Here is a 15,210-nt window from a genome sequence, read left to right as displayed (position 1 = left end):
CGGAGCGTCACATCCCAAAGCGGCACGCTCTCACGCACCGGCTATCAGTGTGCCGGGTACACGCCCTCTGCGGGGCGCGACCTCGGTCCTGTTACCGGCGGGCACTTCGGCCCCCGGCTCGGGGGGACCGGGCCCCGGGCCGCCCGCGATGCCGGTCGTGACCGGCCTCGCGGGCCGTCCGCTCAGTGCTTGGCCGGGAGGAATCCGAGCCGGTCATAGGTGGTGGCGAGGGTCTCGGCCGCCACCGAACGGGCCTTCTCCGCGCCCTTGGCCAAGATCGCGTCCAACGTCTCGGGGTCGTCCAGATATTCCTGGGTGCGGTCCCGGAACGGTGTGACGAAATCGACCATCACCCCGGCGAGGTCGGTCTTGAGAGCGCCGTACATCTTGCCCTCGTAGGACCGCTCCAGGTCCGGCACGGAGGTGCCGGTGAGCGTGGAGAGGATCGTCAGGAGGTTGCTGACGCCGGGCTTGGACTCGCGGTCGAAGCGGATGACGGTGTCGGTGTCCGTCACGGCGCTCTTGACCTTCTTCGCGGTCGCCTTGGGGTCGTCGAGGAGATCGATGATGCCCTTGGGCGAGGAGGCCGACTTGCTCATCTTGATCGACGGGTCCTGAAGATCGAAGATCTTCGCCGTCTCCTTGACGATGTACGGGTTCGGGATCGTGAAGGTGTCACCGAAGCGGGTGTTGAAGCGGTCCGCCAGATCGCGGGTCAGCTCCAGGTGCTGGCGCTGGTCCTCGCCGACCGGGACCTGGTCCGCCTGGTAGAGCAGGATGTCGGCGACCATCAGCACCGGGTAGGTGAACAGGCCGACCGTCGTGCGGTCCTGGCCCTGCTTCGCCGACTTGTCCTTGAACTGGGTCATCCGGGACGCCTCGCCGAAGCCGGTGACGCAGTTCATGACCCAGGCGAGCTGGGCGTGCTCGGGTACATGGCTCTGTACGAAGAGCGTGCAGCGCTCCGGATCGAGACCGGCGGCCAGCAGCTGGGCGACGGCGACGCGGGTGTTGCGGCGCAGCTCCGCCGGGTCCTGCGGCACGGTGATCGCATGCAGGTCGACGACCATGTAGAAGGCGTCGTGGGACTCCTGGAGGGCGACCCACTGGCGCACCGCGCCGAGGTAGTTGCCGAGGTGGAAGGAGCCGGCGGTGGGCTGAATTCCGGAGAGCACACGCGGAGGACGCTGCATGGCGGAGCCATTCCCCTGAGGGTCGTGGTGGGCGACGGGCGGGCGATCGAGAGCCATGGCCCGATTGTCTCAGGTCGCGCGTGCTGCCCGGCGCGAGGTGCGGCGGGAGCGGTGGCGGCGCCGGGCAGCACGCGCCCGTCACGGCACGGAGCCCGACTCCGCGGCGGTGGCGCCCTGTCGGGGGCGGCGCGGAGCTGGAATCGTGGTCCCACGGTCGTGGCCCGCACCGCGCGGCCCCGCGCCGCCCCGGATCGTCGCCCCCGGCGGAGCGGGCCGGGCCGCGGCCGATGCGCTGCTGAGGGAGGCCGGGGCGGTGGTGCCCGTACTGCTGCCCGGGGAGGTGGACGCGGTCGCCGTCACCCGGCACGCCGTCCTGCGCGAGGTCCTGGCGCACCCCGAAGTCGCCAAGAACGCCCGCCACTTCACGGCCCTCGACGACGGCACCGTGCCGCCCGGCCGGCCGCTCACCACCTTCGCCACGGTCGACGGCATGACCACGGCCGACGGGGCGGACCACCGGCGGCCGCGCGGCCTGGTGACCAAGGTGCTCACCGGGCGGCGGGGGGCGGCGCTGCGGCCTCGGGGGTGGCGGAGCTGACGGAGGCGCTGCTGGACGGCCTGCCGGCCGCCGCGGCGGCCGATGGCACGGTGGATCTGCGCCGGCACTTCGCCCACCCGCTCCCGATGAGCGTGATCTGTGAACTGCTGGGCGTGGATCCGGGGCTGCGCGACCGGCTGCACGAGCTGTCGAACCTGATCGTGAGCACGACCGCCGCGGCGGACGGGGGGGCAGGCCGCCGACCGCGAGATCGTCGCCGAGCTGAGCGAGGTCGTCGAGGCGCGGCGGGCGGCTCCCGGTGACGATCTGACCAGCGCGCTGCTCGCCGCGCAGGAGGAGGACGGCGACCGGCTGAGCACGCGGGAGCTGGTCGGCACCCTGCTGCTGATGATCGTCGCCGGGCACGAGACCATGCTCAACCTGATCACCAACGCGGTACGGGCGCTGTGCACCGGCCTCGAGCAGCTGGAGCTGGTGCTGGCCGTGGTCGAGAAGACGCTGCGGTACGACAGCCCGGTGGCCCACTTCCCGTTCCGCTACCCGGTCCGGGACCTGGAGATCGGCGGCACGCTCGTACCGCGCGGCACGCCGGTGCCGGCCTCCTACTCCGCGGCCGGCCGGGACCCGGATGCGTACGGCCCCGACGCGGACCGGTTCGACGTCACCCGCCGGCCCGGCGCCCGGCACCTGTCCTTCGGCCACGGGCCGCACTACTGCCTGGGCGCGCCGCTGGCCCGGCTGGAGGCGGCCCTCGCCCTGGAGGCGCTCTTCGCCCGCCATCCGGCGCTGGACCTCGCCGTCCCGGACGCGGAGCTGCCGGCGCACCGAAGCTTCATCGGCAACAGCACGCACGTCCTGCCGGTCCGGCTCACCGGCTGACCGCGGCCCGGGGGGCGACGGCCGGCCGGGGGCCCGGGCGGCGGGCGTCATTCCGTCGGCAGGCCCGGTGCCGGGTAGCCGGCCATCAGCTCGGCGACCTCGCCGCGGACGGCCGCCAGGGCGCTCTCGTCGCCGTTCCGCGCGGCCGCCACACCCCGGTCGATCCACGCGGCGACCTGCGGCATCCGGTCCGTGCCCAGTCCCCGGGAAGTGAGCGAGGGGGTGCCGATCCGGATGCCCGAGGGGTCGAAGGGCTTGCGGGGGTCGAAGGGGACGGTGTTGTAGTTGACGACGATCCCGGCGCGGTCGAGGGCCTTGGCGGCGACCTTGCCGGGCACGTCCTTGGACGTCAGGTCGATCAGGACGAGGTGGTTGTCCGTGCCGCCGGAGACCAGGTCGAAGCCGCGCGCCAGCAGCGCCTCGGCGAGCGCCTTGGCGTTGGCGACGACGGCGTGCGCGTAGTCCCGGAAGGCGGGCGCGCCCGCCTCGCGCAGGGCGACCGCGATGGCGGCGGTGGTGTGGTTGTGCGGGCCGCCCTGGAGACCGGGGAAGACGGCCTTGTCGATGGCCTTGGCGTGCTCGGCGCGGGACATCAGCAGGGCGCCGCGGGGGCCGCGCAGCGTCTTGTGGGTGGTGGTGGAGATGACGTCCGCGTGCGGTACGGGCGAGGGGTGCGCGCCGCCGGCGATCAGGCCGGCGATGTGCGCGACGTCGGCGACGAGGACGGCGCCGACCTCGCGGGCGATCTCGCCGAAGGCGGCGAAGTCGATGGTGCGCGGGACGGCCGTGCCGCCACAGAAAATGATCTTCGGGCGTTCCTTGCGGGCGAGGTCGCGCACCTCGTCGAAGTCGATGCGTCCGTCGGTCTCCGGGGCCGCGGTGGACCGGACGCCGTACTGCACGCCGTGGAACCAGGTGCCGGTCGCCGAGACGCCCCAGCCGTGGGTGAGGTGGCCGCCCATCGGCAGTGCCATGCCGAGCACGGTCTCGCCGGGGCGGGCGAAGGCCAGATAGGCGGCGAGGTTGGCGGGCGAGCCGGAGTACGGCTGGACGTTGGCGTGCTCGACGCCGAAGATCGCCTTGGCCCGCTCGACGGCCAGTGTCTCGACGCGGTCGATGTTCTGCTGGCCTTCGTAGTAGCGACGGCCCGGGTACCCCTCGCTGTACTTGTTCTGCAGGACCGTGCCGGTGGCCTCCAGGACGGCGGCCGACACGTAGTTCTCGCTGGGGATCAGGCGCAGGGTGTCGGCCTGGAGCCGCTCCTCGGCGCCGACGAGCGCAGCCAGTTCGGGGTCGGTGGCGCTGAGGTGCGGACGGGAAGGGGGCAGGGTCATGAGGTGCGTCCTCCGGGGCGTGCGATCGGTGATCCGGTCGGGTCCCGGGGTGCCCAGGCGGGGCGACACCTCGTGAGGGGCCGGCGATGCGGCCGCTCGCCGCTCCCTCGGGGTCGATTCCCCGTACGCCAGTCGCGGTGTGCACCGCACAGCTTAAGGGGTGTGCCCTCGGCGCGCGTGACAATGGAAGGGGCGCCGCGTGCGGATCGGATCGGATCGGGCACCGGCGCCCGGCCCGACCGAACGGAGTCCCCGGTGACCTCCACGGACACGGCACGCGCCATCGCCGCCGCCGAAGCCCACAGCGCACACAACTACCACCCGCTGCCGATCGTCGTGGCCACGGCCGAGGGTGCCTGGGTGACGGATGTGGCGGGGCGGCGCTACCTGGATCTGCTCGCCGGCTATTCGGCGCTGAATTTCGGCCATGGCAACCGCCGGCTCCTGGATGCGGCCGCCGCCCAGCTGGAGCGGGTCACCCTCACCTCCCGCGCGTTCCACCACGACCGGTTCGGCGCCTTCTGCACGCAGCTGGCCGACCTGTGCGGGATGGAGCTGGTGCTGCCGATGAACACCGGCGCCGAGGCGGTCGAGACGGCGGTGAAGGCGGCCCGCAAGTGGGGCTACCGGGTGAAGGGCGTCCCGGACGGCCGGGCGAAGATCATCGTGGCGGAGGGCAACTTCCACGGCCGGACCACCACCATCGTCTCCTTCTCCACGGACGCGGAGGCCCGCGCCGGGTTCGGCCCGTACACCCCCGGCTTCGAGATCGTCCCGTACGGCGATCTCGCCGCCCTGGACGCGGCCCTCGACGACGACACCGTCGCCGTCCTGCTGGAGCCGGTCCAGGGTGAGGCGGGTGTGGTGGTGCCGCCGCCGGGCTATCTGGCGGGCGTGCGCGAGCTGACCCATTGCCGTCGTGTGCTGTTCGTCGCCGACGAGATCCAGTCCGGGCTGGGCCGTACGGGCAGGACCTTCGCCTGCGAGCACGAGGGCGTCGTCCCCGACGTGTACGTCCTGGGCAAGGCGCTGGGCGGCGGCGTGGTGCCGGTGTCGGCGGTGGTGTCCTCGCGCGAGGTGCTGGGCGTCTTCGCGCCGGGCGAGCACGGGTCGACGTTCGGCGGCAACCCGCTGGCGTGCGCGGTGGCACTGGAGGTCATCGCGATCCTGCGGACCGGTGAATTCCAGGCGCGGGCAACGGAGTTGGGGGAGCATCTGCACGCCGAGCTGGACCCGCTGGCGGCCGGTGACGCGGTGGACGCGGTGCGCGGGCGCGGGCTGTGGGCAGGCATCGACATCAACCCGTCGCGCGGCACCGGCCGGCAGGTGGCGGAGCGGCTGCTGACACAGGGAGTGCTGGTCAAGGACACGCACGGCGCCACGATCCGGATCGCGCCACCGCTGACGATCAGCCGGGCGGACCTGGACTGGGGCCTGGACCGGCTGCGCGACGTGCTGCGGACGTAGCCCTGGCGCGCCGGCGGACCGATCGGCTCGCCGGCCTAACGGATCACATGCGGTACGAACCGCGCGTACTCGTCGGTGACGGGTCCGGCCGACTCGCGGATCCCCAGCCCCGCCGCCTCGTCCTCGACCACCCAGGCGCCGAGCACCACCCGGTTTCCGTCGAAGTCCGGCAGCGGCGCCAGCTCCTGGTAGCAGCAGGGGTCGTCGGGACCCCGCAGCACCGGCTCCGCGCCGGGCTCGTGCAGCGTGACGCCGTCGCCCTCCCGGCCGAGCAGCGGCTTGGTCGCGTACCCCCGGGTCCGCGCCAGTTCCCGCGGACCGTCGAGATAGGCGGGCAGCAGATTCGGGTGTCCGGGGAAGAGCTCCCACAACACCGCCAGCAACGCCTTGTTGGACAGCAGCATCTTCCAGGCGGGCTCGATCCACAGGGTGGAGCCGGTCCCGCCGCCGTTGTCGAGGGTGTCCAGGACGTGCGGGCCGAAGCCGTCGGTGGCCAGCCACTCCCACGGGTAGAGCTTGAAGCAGGCCCGGATGAACCGAAGTCGCTGGTCGACGAAGCGGCCCGAGAGGCGGTCCCAGCCGATGTCCTCCATGGAGAGCGCGACGGTCTCCAGGCCGGCCTGCTGCGCCGTCTCCTCCAGGTAGGCGACGGTCATCAGGTCCTCGCCGAGTTCGTCGCCCGCCGAGTGCGCGAAGTGCAGCGGCGCGCCCGGCGGCAGCAGCGCCGCCTGCCGCTTCCAGGCCGCCACCAGCCGCTCGTGCAGCGAGTTCCACTGGTCGGCGCCGGGGAAGCGCTCCTCCATCCAGAACCACTGCGGACTGGCCGCCTCGACCAGCGAGGTCGGGGTGTCGGCGTTGTACTCCAGCATCCTGGCCGGCCCGCTGCCGTCGTAGTGGAGGTCGAACCGCCCGTACAGGGAAGGGAGTTCGTCCCGCCGCCGCCAGGACTCGGCGACCAGCGAGGCGAGCCGCGGGTCGTCGATGCCGAGGTCGGCGAACCGCTTCTCGCGCACGATGTGCGCGGCCGCGGTCAGGCACATCGCGTGCAGTTCCTCGACGACCTCCTCCAGCGCCTCGACCTCCGGCAGCGAGAAGGAGTAGTAGGCGCTCTCGTCCCAGTACGGGCGCAGCGAGTCGTCCGGGTAGCGGGTGAGGGGGTAGATCAGGCCCTGCTCCTCGACGGTCTGCTGCCAGCCGGGGCGGGGGGTGAGGGTGTGACGCTCCATGCCCGCTCAGCCGCCGTAGCGGCCGTGCGAGTGCCCGCCGCCCGAGCAGCCGAAGCCGCCCCGGTCGACGGCCTGGCTCTTGCTGAAGGTGCCGTTGTCGGCGAACCGCCCACCGGTCTTGTCCGGCCCGTAGTACCACTGGCTGTCCGCGGACTGCTTGCCGAGTCCGCCGCCGCGGCCGCCCTTGCCGTAGCCGCCGGCCGTGGTGCCGCTGGTGCCGCTGCCGCTGCCGCTGCTCGATCCGCCGCCGGAGCAGTTCTTGGCGTCCACGACGCGGTAGCCCTTGACGACGTCGTAGCTGTTGCGGTCCACGCAGCGCTTGTCGGGCTCCGAGCCGCAGGACGTCAGGGCGGCGGCCAGCGCGCCCATTCCGCCCAGGATCACCGTGCTCGACCGCAGCCGCCGGCGTGCCTTCTCCGCCATGATGTGTCTCCCCCGTCGCCGACCGCCGGCCGGACGTGTCTGTGAACGCCGAACGGGGGCCAGCCTAGGGCGGCGCCTCCTGGCTCACCATGCTGGCCCCGCTCCGTTTCCGACTCCTCCCCCTACAGTCGGTTCATGGTCCTCGGGATGATCTGTGCACTCGCCTCGGCCGTGTGTTTCGGTACCGCCTCCGTGCTCCAGGCCGTCGCGGCCCGGGCCACCGCGCCGGGCACCGGCTCCGGCGTGGACCCCCGACTGCTGCTGCGGGTGCTGACCCAGTGGCGCTACCTGCTCGGACTCGTCCTGGACGGGCTGGGTTTCGCACTGGAGCTGGTGGCGCTGCGGGCGCTGCCGATCTACGCGGTGGGGGCGGCGCTCGCGGCCACCCTCGCGGTGACGGCGGTGGTCGCGGCGCCGGTGCTGCACACCCGGCTCAGCCGGGCCGAGTGGGGCGCGGTAGGTGCGGTCTGCGGCGGCCTGGCGCTGCTGGGGCTCGCCTCCGGCGAGGAGGGCCACCTGCGGGGCGGCCCGGTCCTGCGCATCGCGGTGCTGGTCTTCGCGCTCGCCGTGCTCGCCTGCGGCGCGCTGGCCGGCCGGCTGCCGGACCGGGCGCGGGCGGCGGTGCTCGGGCTGGGGGCGGGGTTCGGCTTCGGGGTGGTGGAGGTGGCCGTCCGCCTCGTCGACGACTTCGCGCCGTCCGCCCTGCTCACCAACCCCGCGGTCTACGCCCTGCTGATCGGCGGCGGTGCGGCCTTCCTCCTGCTGACCACCGCCTTCCAGCGCGGCTCGGTCACCACCGCCACGGCCGGCATGGTGATCGGCGAGACCGTCGGCCCGGCACTGGTCGGCGTGGCCTGGCTGGGCGACCGCACCCGGGCGGGACTGGCGCCGCTGGCGGTGGCCGGTTTCGTGCTGGCGGTGGCGGGCGCGCTGGCGCTGGCCCGGTTCGGGGAGGCGCCGGCGGAGGCCTCGAGCGAGCCGCGTCCGGCGGACGAACGGGAGGGTCGGAGGACGAGGCCGGTCGAGGACCCCTGAGGGCGCCCGACATATCCGTCCACACTGAATGATGAGATCCGCCATGATTCCTGAATTACGGAGGGAAGAAATTCTTCAATGGCTTTCCGCGAACGGATGGAGCCCGGACAGGGATATCAGCGATAAGGCTCGTGAATTTATTGATGACGCCGTAGCGGAATCGGCTGCGGAGGGTTTCCCGGTAGCCCCTTCGGACACGGCAGAGCGATTTGTTCACACTTACGGACTACTTCACCTCAGACACTCGCGCGATCCGGATGAGAAGTTCATCACCAATCCAACCGGCGGCTACGAGGGAGACTTCGAGGAGATCGCCGAGCTTTCCGAGGAAATCGGCAAGAGCCTATTCCGGGTCGGCTACGATCTACCGGAAGGAAGCATCTTCACCCTGGCCGATGACGGCGGCTTCTACTACATTCATCACACTGGCGCATTTTATATCGGGCCAATGAATATGAAGCCTTCGGCAATTGGTTGACAGGTGATTTTCAAGGCTTCTGAGCAGACTAACCAAATAGAGAAGGAAACCGGCGTGCCGAATGAGCCGAATTGGGAGACCGGTGACGGGGTGATCCATATCCGTGATCCGGCCGAGATCGACGCGGTCTTCGACTGGGGGAGAGCATCGTGTGGGGAAAGTCGTCATCGGAATGGTGCTGCACGGCGAGGACGCCGCCGTTGTCGCACCCCGGTGGAACGCGCCATGCGCTCACTGGATCCCTATGTGCGCCAGCTGGGGTTCGCGCCGGCAGGTGATATGGCCCGGCTGTACACCACGCTCAGTCCTGGGATTTATGCCGCGATGCGCGCGGAAGGGCTAGGTGGTGTGGCTGAAGACGCCATCAGGGACACGCTGACATTCATCCCCCTACGGCAATTGCCATGGCGGATGCGGCGTCTGACCCTGTGGCTGTCGGTACGCGACACCGTGGAGGGACGCCTGCTGCGGTTCCAGGACTTCACCGAGGGGACGCGTGAAGCGGTGAAGGGCATTTTCATCACGGCTGACGCCAGACGGCAGGTCACCCTCGCGCTCAGTAGGAACGTCACCACGACACCAAAGGCCGACGCCGCGGCCGAGCGGATCCTCAGCGCCGCACTCTGCGGCTAAGGCCAGCGGGAACGGGCCTAGCGAGGCGGGGGGGGAAGCCCTCGGGAGGTGCCGCCAGATGGGGGCGTTCGCGTCACCCGATTCGCACGCGGTCGGACCGCCGCACTCGACGGCCCGGCCACATGCCAATTGACCACTGGAAACGGGCCGGAGAGGCGCAGATGGGAAGCAACCCCGGACGCGTGCCGGTGCTACCCAAGTTCCCCTTCCTCAACTGCGACGCATTCTGTGACCAGTTCCTGAAGTTCGTACGCGGCGTCCATAATCCTGGCGGCCTCGGACTCACCATACAGAGGCGAATTACCTTCCGTCGCCGGGAATACATCGACCAGAATGCTTACAGCGAGGCGTGGAATGCTATCGCTGGACGCCCATGACTCGGCACACTGTGTCAAAGCGTCTTTCAACTGACTGAACGCCGCCTCATCGAAGCCTCGACGCATCCGCAGCGATACATCGAACCGCTCCCATGACGAAGCCAATCCCGCTACAACACTATCCATCATTCAGGTCCTCCCACTACCCAAGAAATTGCCTCCGGAGGCACATGTCCGGTCAAGAGTACCTCCTGTGAAGCCCTGGTCCGGTTGATTGCGGTGACACCACGGATATCATTCGCCGCCCGCCCCGCATCGTCGGAGAGATCATGAATTCCACCGGGGTGGCGGTCCAGATCAATCTTGACCACTCGCCCGGTTGTCCACTGTTCACCGAGCGCAACCTCCTTGCTTCTGGTCGTCGAGATGAACTGGGATCTCCAGTTCGGCTTGCTGCCATGAATTACGTGACCCGCTGGCTTGTAGGTGGCATCTGGATTCTTTGCAACAATGCCGTTGCGAGGATCCTCGTCTGGCCGAAGATTTCGATAGACGTAGTTTCCTTCTTCCTTCTCGCCGGTGTTTTTGCCGTCTGGCGAGTAAGGGCTGAGTCCCAGCGGGTCCGCGACGATGTGCGGATTCGTTACGTATGCGGCCGGGTCGGGTGAGGGTTCAAGTCCCAATGGATCCGGCGACAGGTACCGAGCTGCCTCTGGATCATAATGCCGGAAGTAGTTGTAGTGCAGGCCGGTCTCGACGTCGAAGTACTGCCCCGGGAACCGTAGGCCAACTCCACCACAACTTCTTTCGCACGTATGACCCCGAAACCGCCCGTTACCTGACCCCCGACCCGCTGGGCCTCAAACCCGCGCCCAACCCGGTCGCGTACGTCCCCAATCCGCACACCTGGACCGACTCCCTTGGACTCGCACCAGACGAAGATTGCCCAAAGAAGGCTTGGACTAGCCAACCGAGCCTGACTGATCACTTTGATCGCCACGGCCGCGATTTGGGTTACTACACTGAAGAAGATTACGCAGAATCCGCTCGCGACTTCATGCATGGGCCGCGGGGAGAAGGCGTGCGGGAAAAGGATGACATAATCAACAAAAAGGTATATCGATGGGATCCATCAAGTAATGAATTCGGAACGAAGAGTCGCGACACAGGGAAGATCATCACTTTCTTCGATAGCTCGCTCGACCGCAACGGAAAGTCGACAAACGCAAATGCAAGGAGGTACTGGGACGAACGAGCTACGGGCACCGAGGTGCTGTAATTATCGCTGCTAGAAAATCTGAAGGAACTATAGTGGACGCTACTCAAGAACCCCCGACAGGCAAGGTCGCTTGCCCTTGCTGCGGATTCCTCACACTCGAACACCGGGCGTTCTACGAAATTTGCCCAGTCTGTAGATGGGAGGACGACGGGCAGGACGACCGTGACGCGGATGAGCACATTGGCGGCCCCAATCGTGTCTCATTGACCGAAGCTCGAAATAATTATGCGAGGTTCGGTGCTGGAGAGGAAAGAGAGCGCCTCCGGGCGAGGTCTCCCCTCCCGGAGGAGTTCCCTAACTGAAATCAGGCTGGACCAGACATTCTTGTAGCCTCGTGCGCTGAGTGCCTTCGGTGAAAATGGCGAGGGATGGAGCCGCCGGAGCAAAATCAGCCGGCCTTACGGAGCAGCGTCCCCACCATCTCGACATCCGCCCGGCCTATAAATGCCACTGTTCCTTCATACCTGCCAGGAAGGGGGCGACCAGGGTGTCGGGTCCGCTCGAGATCCGCTCAACCTGGCCGGAGGCGCGGTGATGGGCGCGATGCTGCGACGGCACCCCGGCGGCGAGTCGCCCTCTGCAGCGGGTGTTGTCTCCGCCCTGTGACTAACCATGCGGAGAGAGGAGCCGACGGTGCCGAATGAGCCGGACTGGGAGACCGGTGGCGGGGTGATCGACATCCGTGATCCAGCCAAGATCGACGCCGCCTTCGACCGAGGCGAGCGGCATGTGGGCACAGCCGTCATCGGAATGGTGCTGCACGGCGAGGACGTCGCCGTGCTCGCGCCCCAGGTAGAACGCGCGATGCGCTCAACGGATCCCAAGGTGCGCCAGCTGGGATTCGTGGCCGCGGGCGACATGGCCCGCCTGTACACCACGCTCAGCCCAGGGATTTATGCCGCGATGCGCGCGCAAGGGCTCGGCGGTGTGGCCGAAGATGCCATCAGAGACACGCTCACGTTCATCCCCCAGCGGCAGTTGCCATGGTGGATGCGGCGCCTGGTCCTGTGGCTGTCGGTACGCGATACCGTGGAGGGGCGCTTGTCGAGGCTCCACGACCTCATCGAGGACGCGGTGAAGGCACTTCTCGGGAAGGCACGGAGAAGAGGCCACTGACCGCCATCCCCGCATGACGCATAGGCAAGCCAGCCCTGCGAACCTCAACTCCCATGCGTGCCACACCCGCATGGGATTCCGGCCGGAGCCGGGCGACCACGTCGACGACAACGGCGCTCCGGTGCACCGGGATTACGACGGGCCGGAGCTGGATCGGGTGTCGTTCGTACGGGATCTAGGACGGTGACGGGGCGCCAGTAGCAGGTGGTGCGAAGTCGTCTGGTTGGGGCGGAGCGCTCGTGCCCCGGGCTTCGGCGACCCGCAGCAAGTCCGTCAGGCACTCGTTCTGCCTGAGCGCCGCGAAGCGCACGTCGTCCGGGGTCGCGGGCCTCGTGTCGGCCAGCAGTTCGCGGACGAGCCTGACGACGGTCCGTGCGGTGTCGAGCTGTTCCTGTTCCACCTCGTCTGCGAGACGGGACAGCAGGGATCGGCGGTCGTCCGTGGAGAGGTAGGCGGGTTTGCCGTCCGGGCCGTCCCACGGGAGGCGACGAAGGCCGGTCACCAGCCGGCTCCTTCCATGGCGAGGACGTACGGACGGACGACTGCCGTTGCGTCTCCGTCGAAGATCTCGGCCACGGGCCGCCAAGGCCGAACGATGAGCCTCCGCACGGCGGCGGGCTCCGCACGAGTGGGCAGGGGCGCTGTCGGTGTCGTGTCTGCGCGGTGCTTCCCGTGTGCAGGGAAGAGCAGGTTCGCCACGAGTTCTAACAGGCTTCGCATGTGGGCGCTCCAATCAGCGTCAGCGGCACCCCGGGACGATTTCCTCGGCCGGACGCGCTCGGTCTACCGCAGTCTACCGCGGTCGCGCGGTATACGGCGGAGTTCTAGCGTCAACTGCATGAGTCTCGATCTTGACCGCACACGGCCAATCTGGCGGCAGGTGGCGGAGGCGATTGCCACGCGTATCGCTGACGGGACGTACCCCGTGGGTGCCCGGGTCCCCAGCGTGGTCGAGTTGTCCGCCGAGTTCGGTATCGCCGCGTCAACGGCCCAGAAGGCGTTGGCCCACCTCAAGGCAGAGGGTCTGGTCAGGGCCGAGGTGGGCCTGGGATCGTTCGTCGCTGAGCGGCCCGACGAGGCCGCTAACGGCTAAGCCTCCGGCAACACACTCACCAGCGCCTCCAGCACCCCCGCGAACGCATGGTCCGGTGGCCTCCCGTACGCCACGACCAGGGCGTCGCGGGGCGCCGCCGCTACGGCCGGGTCCATGAAACCGCTCAGGCCGTGCAGGGCGAGGCCCTGCCAGTGGGCGGCCTGGAGGATGGACTGTTCGGTGCCGGGTGGGAGTTCGAGGATCGCGTGCAGGCCGGCGGCGATGCCGGAGACGTGGACGTGGGGGGCACGTTCGGCGAGGGCGGCCACGAGCTGGTCGCGGCGGCGGCGGTAGCGCAGGCGCATGCCGCGGAGGTGGCGGTCGTACGCGCCGGAGGAGAGGAATTCGGCGAGGGTGAGCTGGTCGAGCATGCCGGACTGCCATTCGCCGGAGCGTTTGACGGCGAGGACGCGGTCGACGAGGCGGTCCGGGACGACCATCCAGGCCAGTCGCAGGGCGGGGGCGAGGCTCTTGCTGGCGGTGCCCAGGTAGACGACGTGGTCGGGGTCCAGGCCCTGGAGGGCGCCGACCGGCTGGCGGTCGTAGCGGAGTTCGCCGTCGTAGTCGTCCTCCAGGATGTAACCCCCGGTGGAGCGCGCCCAGTTGACGGCGGCGGCGCGGCGGTCGGGGTGCAGCGGGACGCCGGTGGGGAACTGGTGGGCGGGGGTGAGCAGGGCCGCGCGCACGTCGTCGAGGGAGGCCAACTCGCTGGTCTGCGCGCCGTGTTCGTCGACGGTGAGGGGTACGGCGCGCAGGCCGGCGCGGGTGATGACGTTGCGGTGGAAGGGGAGGCCGTAGGACTCGACGGCGATCTGGCCGTCGCCTTGTCGCCAGACTTCGCCGGAGCGGCCCGCACCCGATCCTGCGGGATCCGGCCGTCCCGGGTCGGTCCGCCCCGGGTCCGGCCATCCCGCCGGCCCCCCGCCCTCCCCCCGTAGCGCACGGCTGAGCAGGCCCAGGCCCTGCATGAAGCCGGAGCAGACGACGATCCGGTCCGGGTCGGCGCGTACGCCGCGGGCGCGGGCCAGGTAGTCGGCGAGGACGGTGCGCAGTTCGGGGCGGCCGTTCGGGGGGCCGTAGTCGAAAGCCTCGTTGGGGGCGGCGGTCAGGGCGCGGCGGGCGGCGGCCAGCCAGGCGGTGCGGGGGAAGGAGGAGACGTCGGGGGTGCCGGGGGTGAGGTCGAAGCGGGGCCGGTCGGGCTGCCGGGACGTGCGGCCGGGGGTGCGGCGGGCCGCGGGCGTGGCGCGTGGCAGGGTCCGCTCGGCGACGCGGGTGCCGGAGCCCTGGCGGGCGCTGAGCCAGCCCTCGGCGACCAGCTCGGCGTAGGCGTCGGCGACCGTGTTCCGTGCGATGCCGAGGTCGGCGGCGAGGGAGCGGGAGGACGGCAGACGAGTGCCGGGGGCCAGCCGCCCGCTCCGTACGGCCTCGCGCAGCGCGCGCATCAGGGCGGCCCGCAGCCCGCCGGGGCCGGTGAGGTCCAGGTGCAGGTCACGCCCGAGAGCGGGCCATGAGTCGGCCGACGGGGCAGTCGCCGGACGGGTCCCCTGGTCCGGCCCTGGATTGTCCTTCGAATTGGCCCACGAATCACCCATGGAAATGGACCATACTCCTGCGCCACTGACGCCGTAGCGTCATAGCCATGACGACAGAGACAGCCAAGAACGAGACCCGCGAACACGGACACGAACACGGCCCCCGGATGCTCTGGGCGCAGCATGCGCCCGAGGTGTTCAAGGCGATGATCGCGCTGGACGCGGCGGCGAAGCGGGGGCTGGACCCGGTGCTGGTCGAGCTGGTCAGGATCCGTTCGTCGCAGATCAACCACTGCGCGTTCTGCCTGGACATGCACATCGCGGAGGCGCGGAAGGCCGGGGAGAGTGAGGAACGGATCGCTCTGCTCGCCGCCTGGGAGGAGGCGGCCGGCTTCTACACGGAGAAGGAGCAGGCGGCGCTCGCCCTTACCGAGGCGATCACCGTCCTCACCGAGGGATTCGTTCCCGACGCGGTCTACGACCGGGCCGCCGCGCATTTCGACGACGACGAACTCGCCCAGCTGATCGCCGCGATCACCACCATCAACGCCTGGAACCGCTTCGCCGTGACGACGCGCAAGGCACCGGGGCAGGGCTGACCGATGACCGACCGTATGACCGGCCACATGGCCGACCGCATCCACAC

16 protein-coding genes and 3 pseudogenes are annotated in these 15,210 nt (G+C 69.7%); 12 read left to right on the top strand and 7 right to left on the bottom strand.

Going from position 1 to position 15,210, the window contains the following annotated elements; translation table 11 throughout:
- Positions 1 to 182: 182 nt before the first annotated feature.
- Complete coding sequence (gene trpS / locus ACGFML_RS01810) at positions 183 to 1,193, bottom strand: tryptophan--tRNA ligase (protein WP_393540355.1); 1,011 nt, start codon at positions 1,191 to 1,193, stop codon at positions 183 to 185.
- Between the two features lie 199 nt (positions 1,194 to 1,392).
- Between trpS and ACGFML_RS01805 the strand changes: the two are divergent.
- Positions 1,393 to 2,631 (top strand): annotated as a pseudogene (locus ACGFML_RS01805) (cytochrome P450).
- Positions 2,632 to 2,678: 47 nt separating this feature from the next.
- Here ACGFML_RS01805 and glyA read toward each other — a convergent pair.
- A complete protein-coding gene (glyA, locus tag ACGFML_RS01800; RefSeq protein WP_393538870.1) occupies positions 2,679 to 3,965 on the bottom strand; it encodes a serine hydroxymethyltransferase in 1,287 nt (428 codons plus the stop codon).
- Positions 3,966 to 4,220: 255 nt separating this feature from the next.
- Between glyA and rocD the strand changes: the two genes are divergently transcribed.
- The gene (rocD, locus tag ACGFML_RS01795) at positions 4,221 to 5,432 is read left to right on the top strand and encodes an ornithine--oxo-acid transaminase (RefSeq protein ID WP_393538868.1); all 1,212 of its coding nucleotides are present in this window, start codon (positions 4,221 to 4,223) and stop codon (positions 5,430 to 5,432) included.
- A gap of 35 nt (positions 5,433 to 5,467) precedes the next feature.
- Here the strand turns inward: rocD and ACGFML_RS01790 are convergent, their stop codons facing one another.
- Together ACGFML_RS01790 and ACGFML_RS01785 are read right to left on the bottom strand one after the other, a co-directional pair.
- Complete coding sequence (locus ACGFML_RS01790; RefSeq protein ID WP_393538866.1) at positions 5,468 to 6,658, bottom strand: glutathionylspermidine synthase family protein; 1,191 nt, start codon at positions 6,656 to 6,658, stop codon at positions 5,468 to 5,470.
- Between the two features lie 6 nt (positions 6,659 to 6,664).
- Positions 6,665 to 7,081, bottom strand: a complete 417-nt coding sequence (locus ACGFML_RS01785) for a hypothetical protein (protein WP_393538864.1) — start codon at positions 7,079 to 7,081, stop codon at positions 6,665 to 6,667.
- Positions 7,082 to 7,216: 135 nt separating this feature from the next.
- Here ACGFML_RS01785 and ACGFML_RS01780 point away from each other — a divergent pair, with 135 nt between their 5' ends.
- The 4 genes from ACGFML_RS01780 (at position 7,217) to ACGFML_RS01765 (ending at position 10,212) form a co-directional block, all read left to right on the top strand.
- Positions 7,217 to 8,116 (top strand): hypothetical protein, encoded by a 900-nt coding sequence (locus ACGFML_RS01780; protein WP_393538863.1) that lies wholly within the window; start codon positions 7,217 to 7,219, stop codon positions 8,114 to 8,116.
- Positions 8,117 to 8,159: 43 nt separating this feature from the next.
- Complete coding sequence (locus ACGFML_RS01775) at positions 8,160 to 8,594, top strand: SUKH-3 domain-containing protein (protein WP_393538861.1); 435 nt, start codon at positions 8,160 to 8,162, stop codon at positions 8,592 to 8,594.
- A gap of 3 nt (positions 8,595 to 8,597) precedes the next feature.
- Positions 8,598 to 9,227, top strand: coding sequence for a hypothetical protein (locus ACGFML_RS01770; protein WP_393538859.1), 630 nt, complete (start codon positions 8,598 to 8,600; stop codon positions 9,225 to 9,227).
- Positions 9,228 to 9,873: 646 nt separating this feature from the next.
- Positions 9,874 to 10,212 carry a hypothetical protein gene (locus ACGFML_RS01765; RefSeq protein WP_393538857.1) on the top strand — a complete coding sequence of 113 codons (339 nt, stop codon included), beginning with the start codon at positions 9,874 to 9,876 and terminating at the stop codon, positions 10,210 to 10,212.
- On the opposite strand, the pseudogene ACGFML_RS01760 reads toward ACGFML_RS01765, so the two are convergent.
- Positions 10,147 to 10,329, bottom strand: a pseudogene (locus tag ACGFML_RS01760) (RHS repeat-associated core domain-containing protein); the annotation flags it as partial. The gene ACGFML_RS01765 and the pseudogene ACGFML_RS01760 overlap by 66 nt on opposite strands.
- Before the next feature lie 5 nt (positions 10,330 to 10,334).
- Between ACGFML_RS01760 and ACGFML_RS01755 the strand changes: the two are divergent.
- From ACGFML_RS01755 to ACGFML_RS01740, 4 genes and pseudogenes are all read left to right on the top strand, one after another.
- Positions 10,335 to 10,487 (top strand): annotated as a pseudogene (locus ACGFML_RS01755) (RHS repeat-associated core domain-containing protein); the annotation flags it as partial.
- Positions 10,488 to 10,855: 368 nt separating this feature from the next.
- Complete coding sequence (locus ACGFML_RS01750; protein WP_393538855.1) at positions 10,856 to 11,125, top strand: CPCC family cysteine-rich protein; 270 nt, start codon at positions 10,856 to 10,858, stop codon at positions 11,123 to 11,125.
- A gap of 331 nt (positions 11,126 to 11,456) precedes the next feature.
- A complete protein-coding gene (locus tag ACGFML_RS01745) occupies positions 11,457 to 11,939 on the top strand; it encodes a hypothetical protein (RefSeq protein ID WP_393538853.1) in 483 nt (160 codons plus the stop codon).
- 13 nt (positions 11,940 to 11,952) lie between these two features.
- Positions 11,953 to 12,126, top strand: a complete 174-nt coding sequence (locus ACGFML_RS01740; protein WP_393538851.1) for a hypothetical protein — start codon at positions 11,953 to 11,955, stop codon at positions 12,124 to 12,126.
- Here the strand turns inward: ACGFML_RS01740 and ACGFML_RS01735 are convergent.
- Complete coding sequence (locus ACGFML_RS01735; protein ID WP_393538849.1) at positions 12,115 to 12,441, bottom strand: hypothetical protein; 327 nt, start codon at positions 12,439 to 12,441, stop codon at positions 12,115 to 12,117. The two genes, ACGFML_RS01740 and ACGFML_RS01735, sit on opposite strands and share 12 nt — an antisense overlap.
- Positions 12,442 to 12,777: 336 nt before the next feature.
- On the opposite strand from ACGFML_RS01735, the gene ACGFML_RS01730 reads away from it, so the two are divergent.
- The gene (locus ACGFML_RS01730) at positions 12,778 to 13,032 is read left to right on the top strand and encodes a GntR family transcriptional regulator (RefSeq protein ID WP_393538847.1); all 255 of its coding nucleotides are present in this window, start codon (positions 12,778 to 12,780) and stop codon (positions 13,030 to 13,032) included.
- Here the strand turns inward: ACGFML_RS01730 and ACGFML_RS01725 are convergent.
- Positions 13,029 to 14,624, bottom strand: coding sequence for a PLP-dependent aminotransferase family protein (locus ACGFML_RS01725; RefSeq protein WP_393538845.1), 1,596 nt, complete (start codon positions 14,622 to 14,624; stop codon positions 13,029 to 13,031). The two genes, ACGFML_RS01730 and ACGFML_RS01725, sit on opposite strands and share 4 nt — an antisense overlap.
- A gap of 47 nt (positions 14,625 to 14,671) precedes the next feature.
- Here ACGFML_RS01725 and ACGFML_RS01720 point away from each other — a divergent pair, with 47 nt between their 5' ends.
- The gene (locus ACGFML_RS01720; protein WP_393538843.1) at positions 14,672 to 15,163 is read left to right on the top strand and encodes a carboxymuconolactone decarboxylase family protein; all 492 of its coding nucleotides are present in this window, start codon (positions 14,672 to 14,674) and stop codon (positions 15,161 to 15,163) included.
- Positions 15,164 to 15,210 lie beyond the last annotated feature (47 nt).

This window comes from Streptomyces sp. NPDC048650, assembly GCF_043199095.1.
GTDB lineage: Bacteria > Actinomycetota > Actinomycetes > Streptomycetales > Streptomycetaceae > Streptomyces.
This window is presented reverse-complemented; position numbering and strand designations above follow the sequence as displayed.

What these genes read in the sequence shown, in the direction of transcription:
- ACGFML_RS01775 (WP_393538861.1), top strand. Translation starts at nt 8,160, where the DNA reads ATGATTCCTGAATTACGGAGGGAAGAAATTCTTCAATGGCTTTCCGCG.
- ACGFML_RS01720 (WP_393538843.1), top strand. Translation starts at nt 14,672, where the DNA reads ATGACGACAGAGACAGCCAAGAACGAGACCCGCGAACACGGACACGAA.
- glyA (WP_393538870.1), bottom strand. Translation starts at nt 3,965, where the DNA reads ATGACCCTGCCCCCTTCCCGTCCGCACCTCAGCGCCACCGACCCCGAA.
- trpS (WP_393540355.1), bottom strand. Translation starts at nt 1,193, where the DNA reads ATGCAGCGTCCTCCGCGTGTGCTCTCCGGAATTCAGCCCACCGCCGGC.
- ACGFML_RS01740 (WP_393538851.1), top strand. Translation starts at nt 11,953, where the DNA reads ATGACGCATAGGCAAGCCAGCCCTGCGAACCTCAACTCCCATGCGTGC.
- ACGFML_RS01730 (WP_393538847.1), top strand. Translation starts at nt 12,778, where the DNA reads ATGAGTCTCGATCTTGACCGCACACGGCCAATCTGGCGGCAGGTGGCG.
- ACGFML_RS01725 (WP_393538845.1), bottom strand. Translation starts at nt 14,624, where the DNA reads ATGGGTGATTCGTGGGCCAATTCGAAGGACAATCCAGGGCCGGACCAG.
- ACGFML_RS01780 (WP_393538863.1), top strand. Translation starts at nt 7,217, where the DNA reads ATGGTCCTCGGGATGATCTGTGCACTCGCCTCGGCCGTGTGTTTCGGT.
- ACGFML_RS01785 (WP_393538864.1), bottom strand. Translation starts at nt 7,081, where the DNA reads ATGGCGGAGAAGGCACGCCGGCGGCTGCGGTCGAGCACGGTGATCCTG.
- ACGFML_RS01790 (WP_393538866.1), bottom strand. Translation starts at nt 6,658, where the DNA reads ATGGAGCGTCACACCCTCACCCCCCGCCCCGGCTGGCAGCAGACCGTC.
- ACGFML_RS01765 (WP_393538857.1), top strand. Translation starts at nt 9,874, where the DNA reads ATGAATTCCACCGGGGTGGCGGTCCAGATCAATCTTGACCACTCGCCC.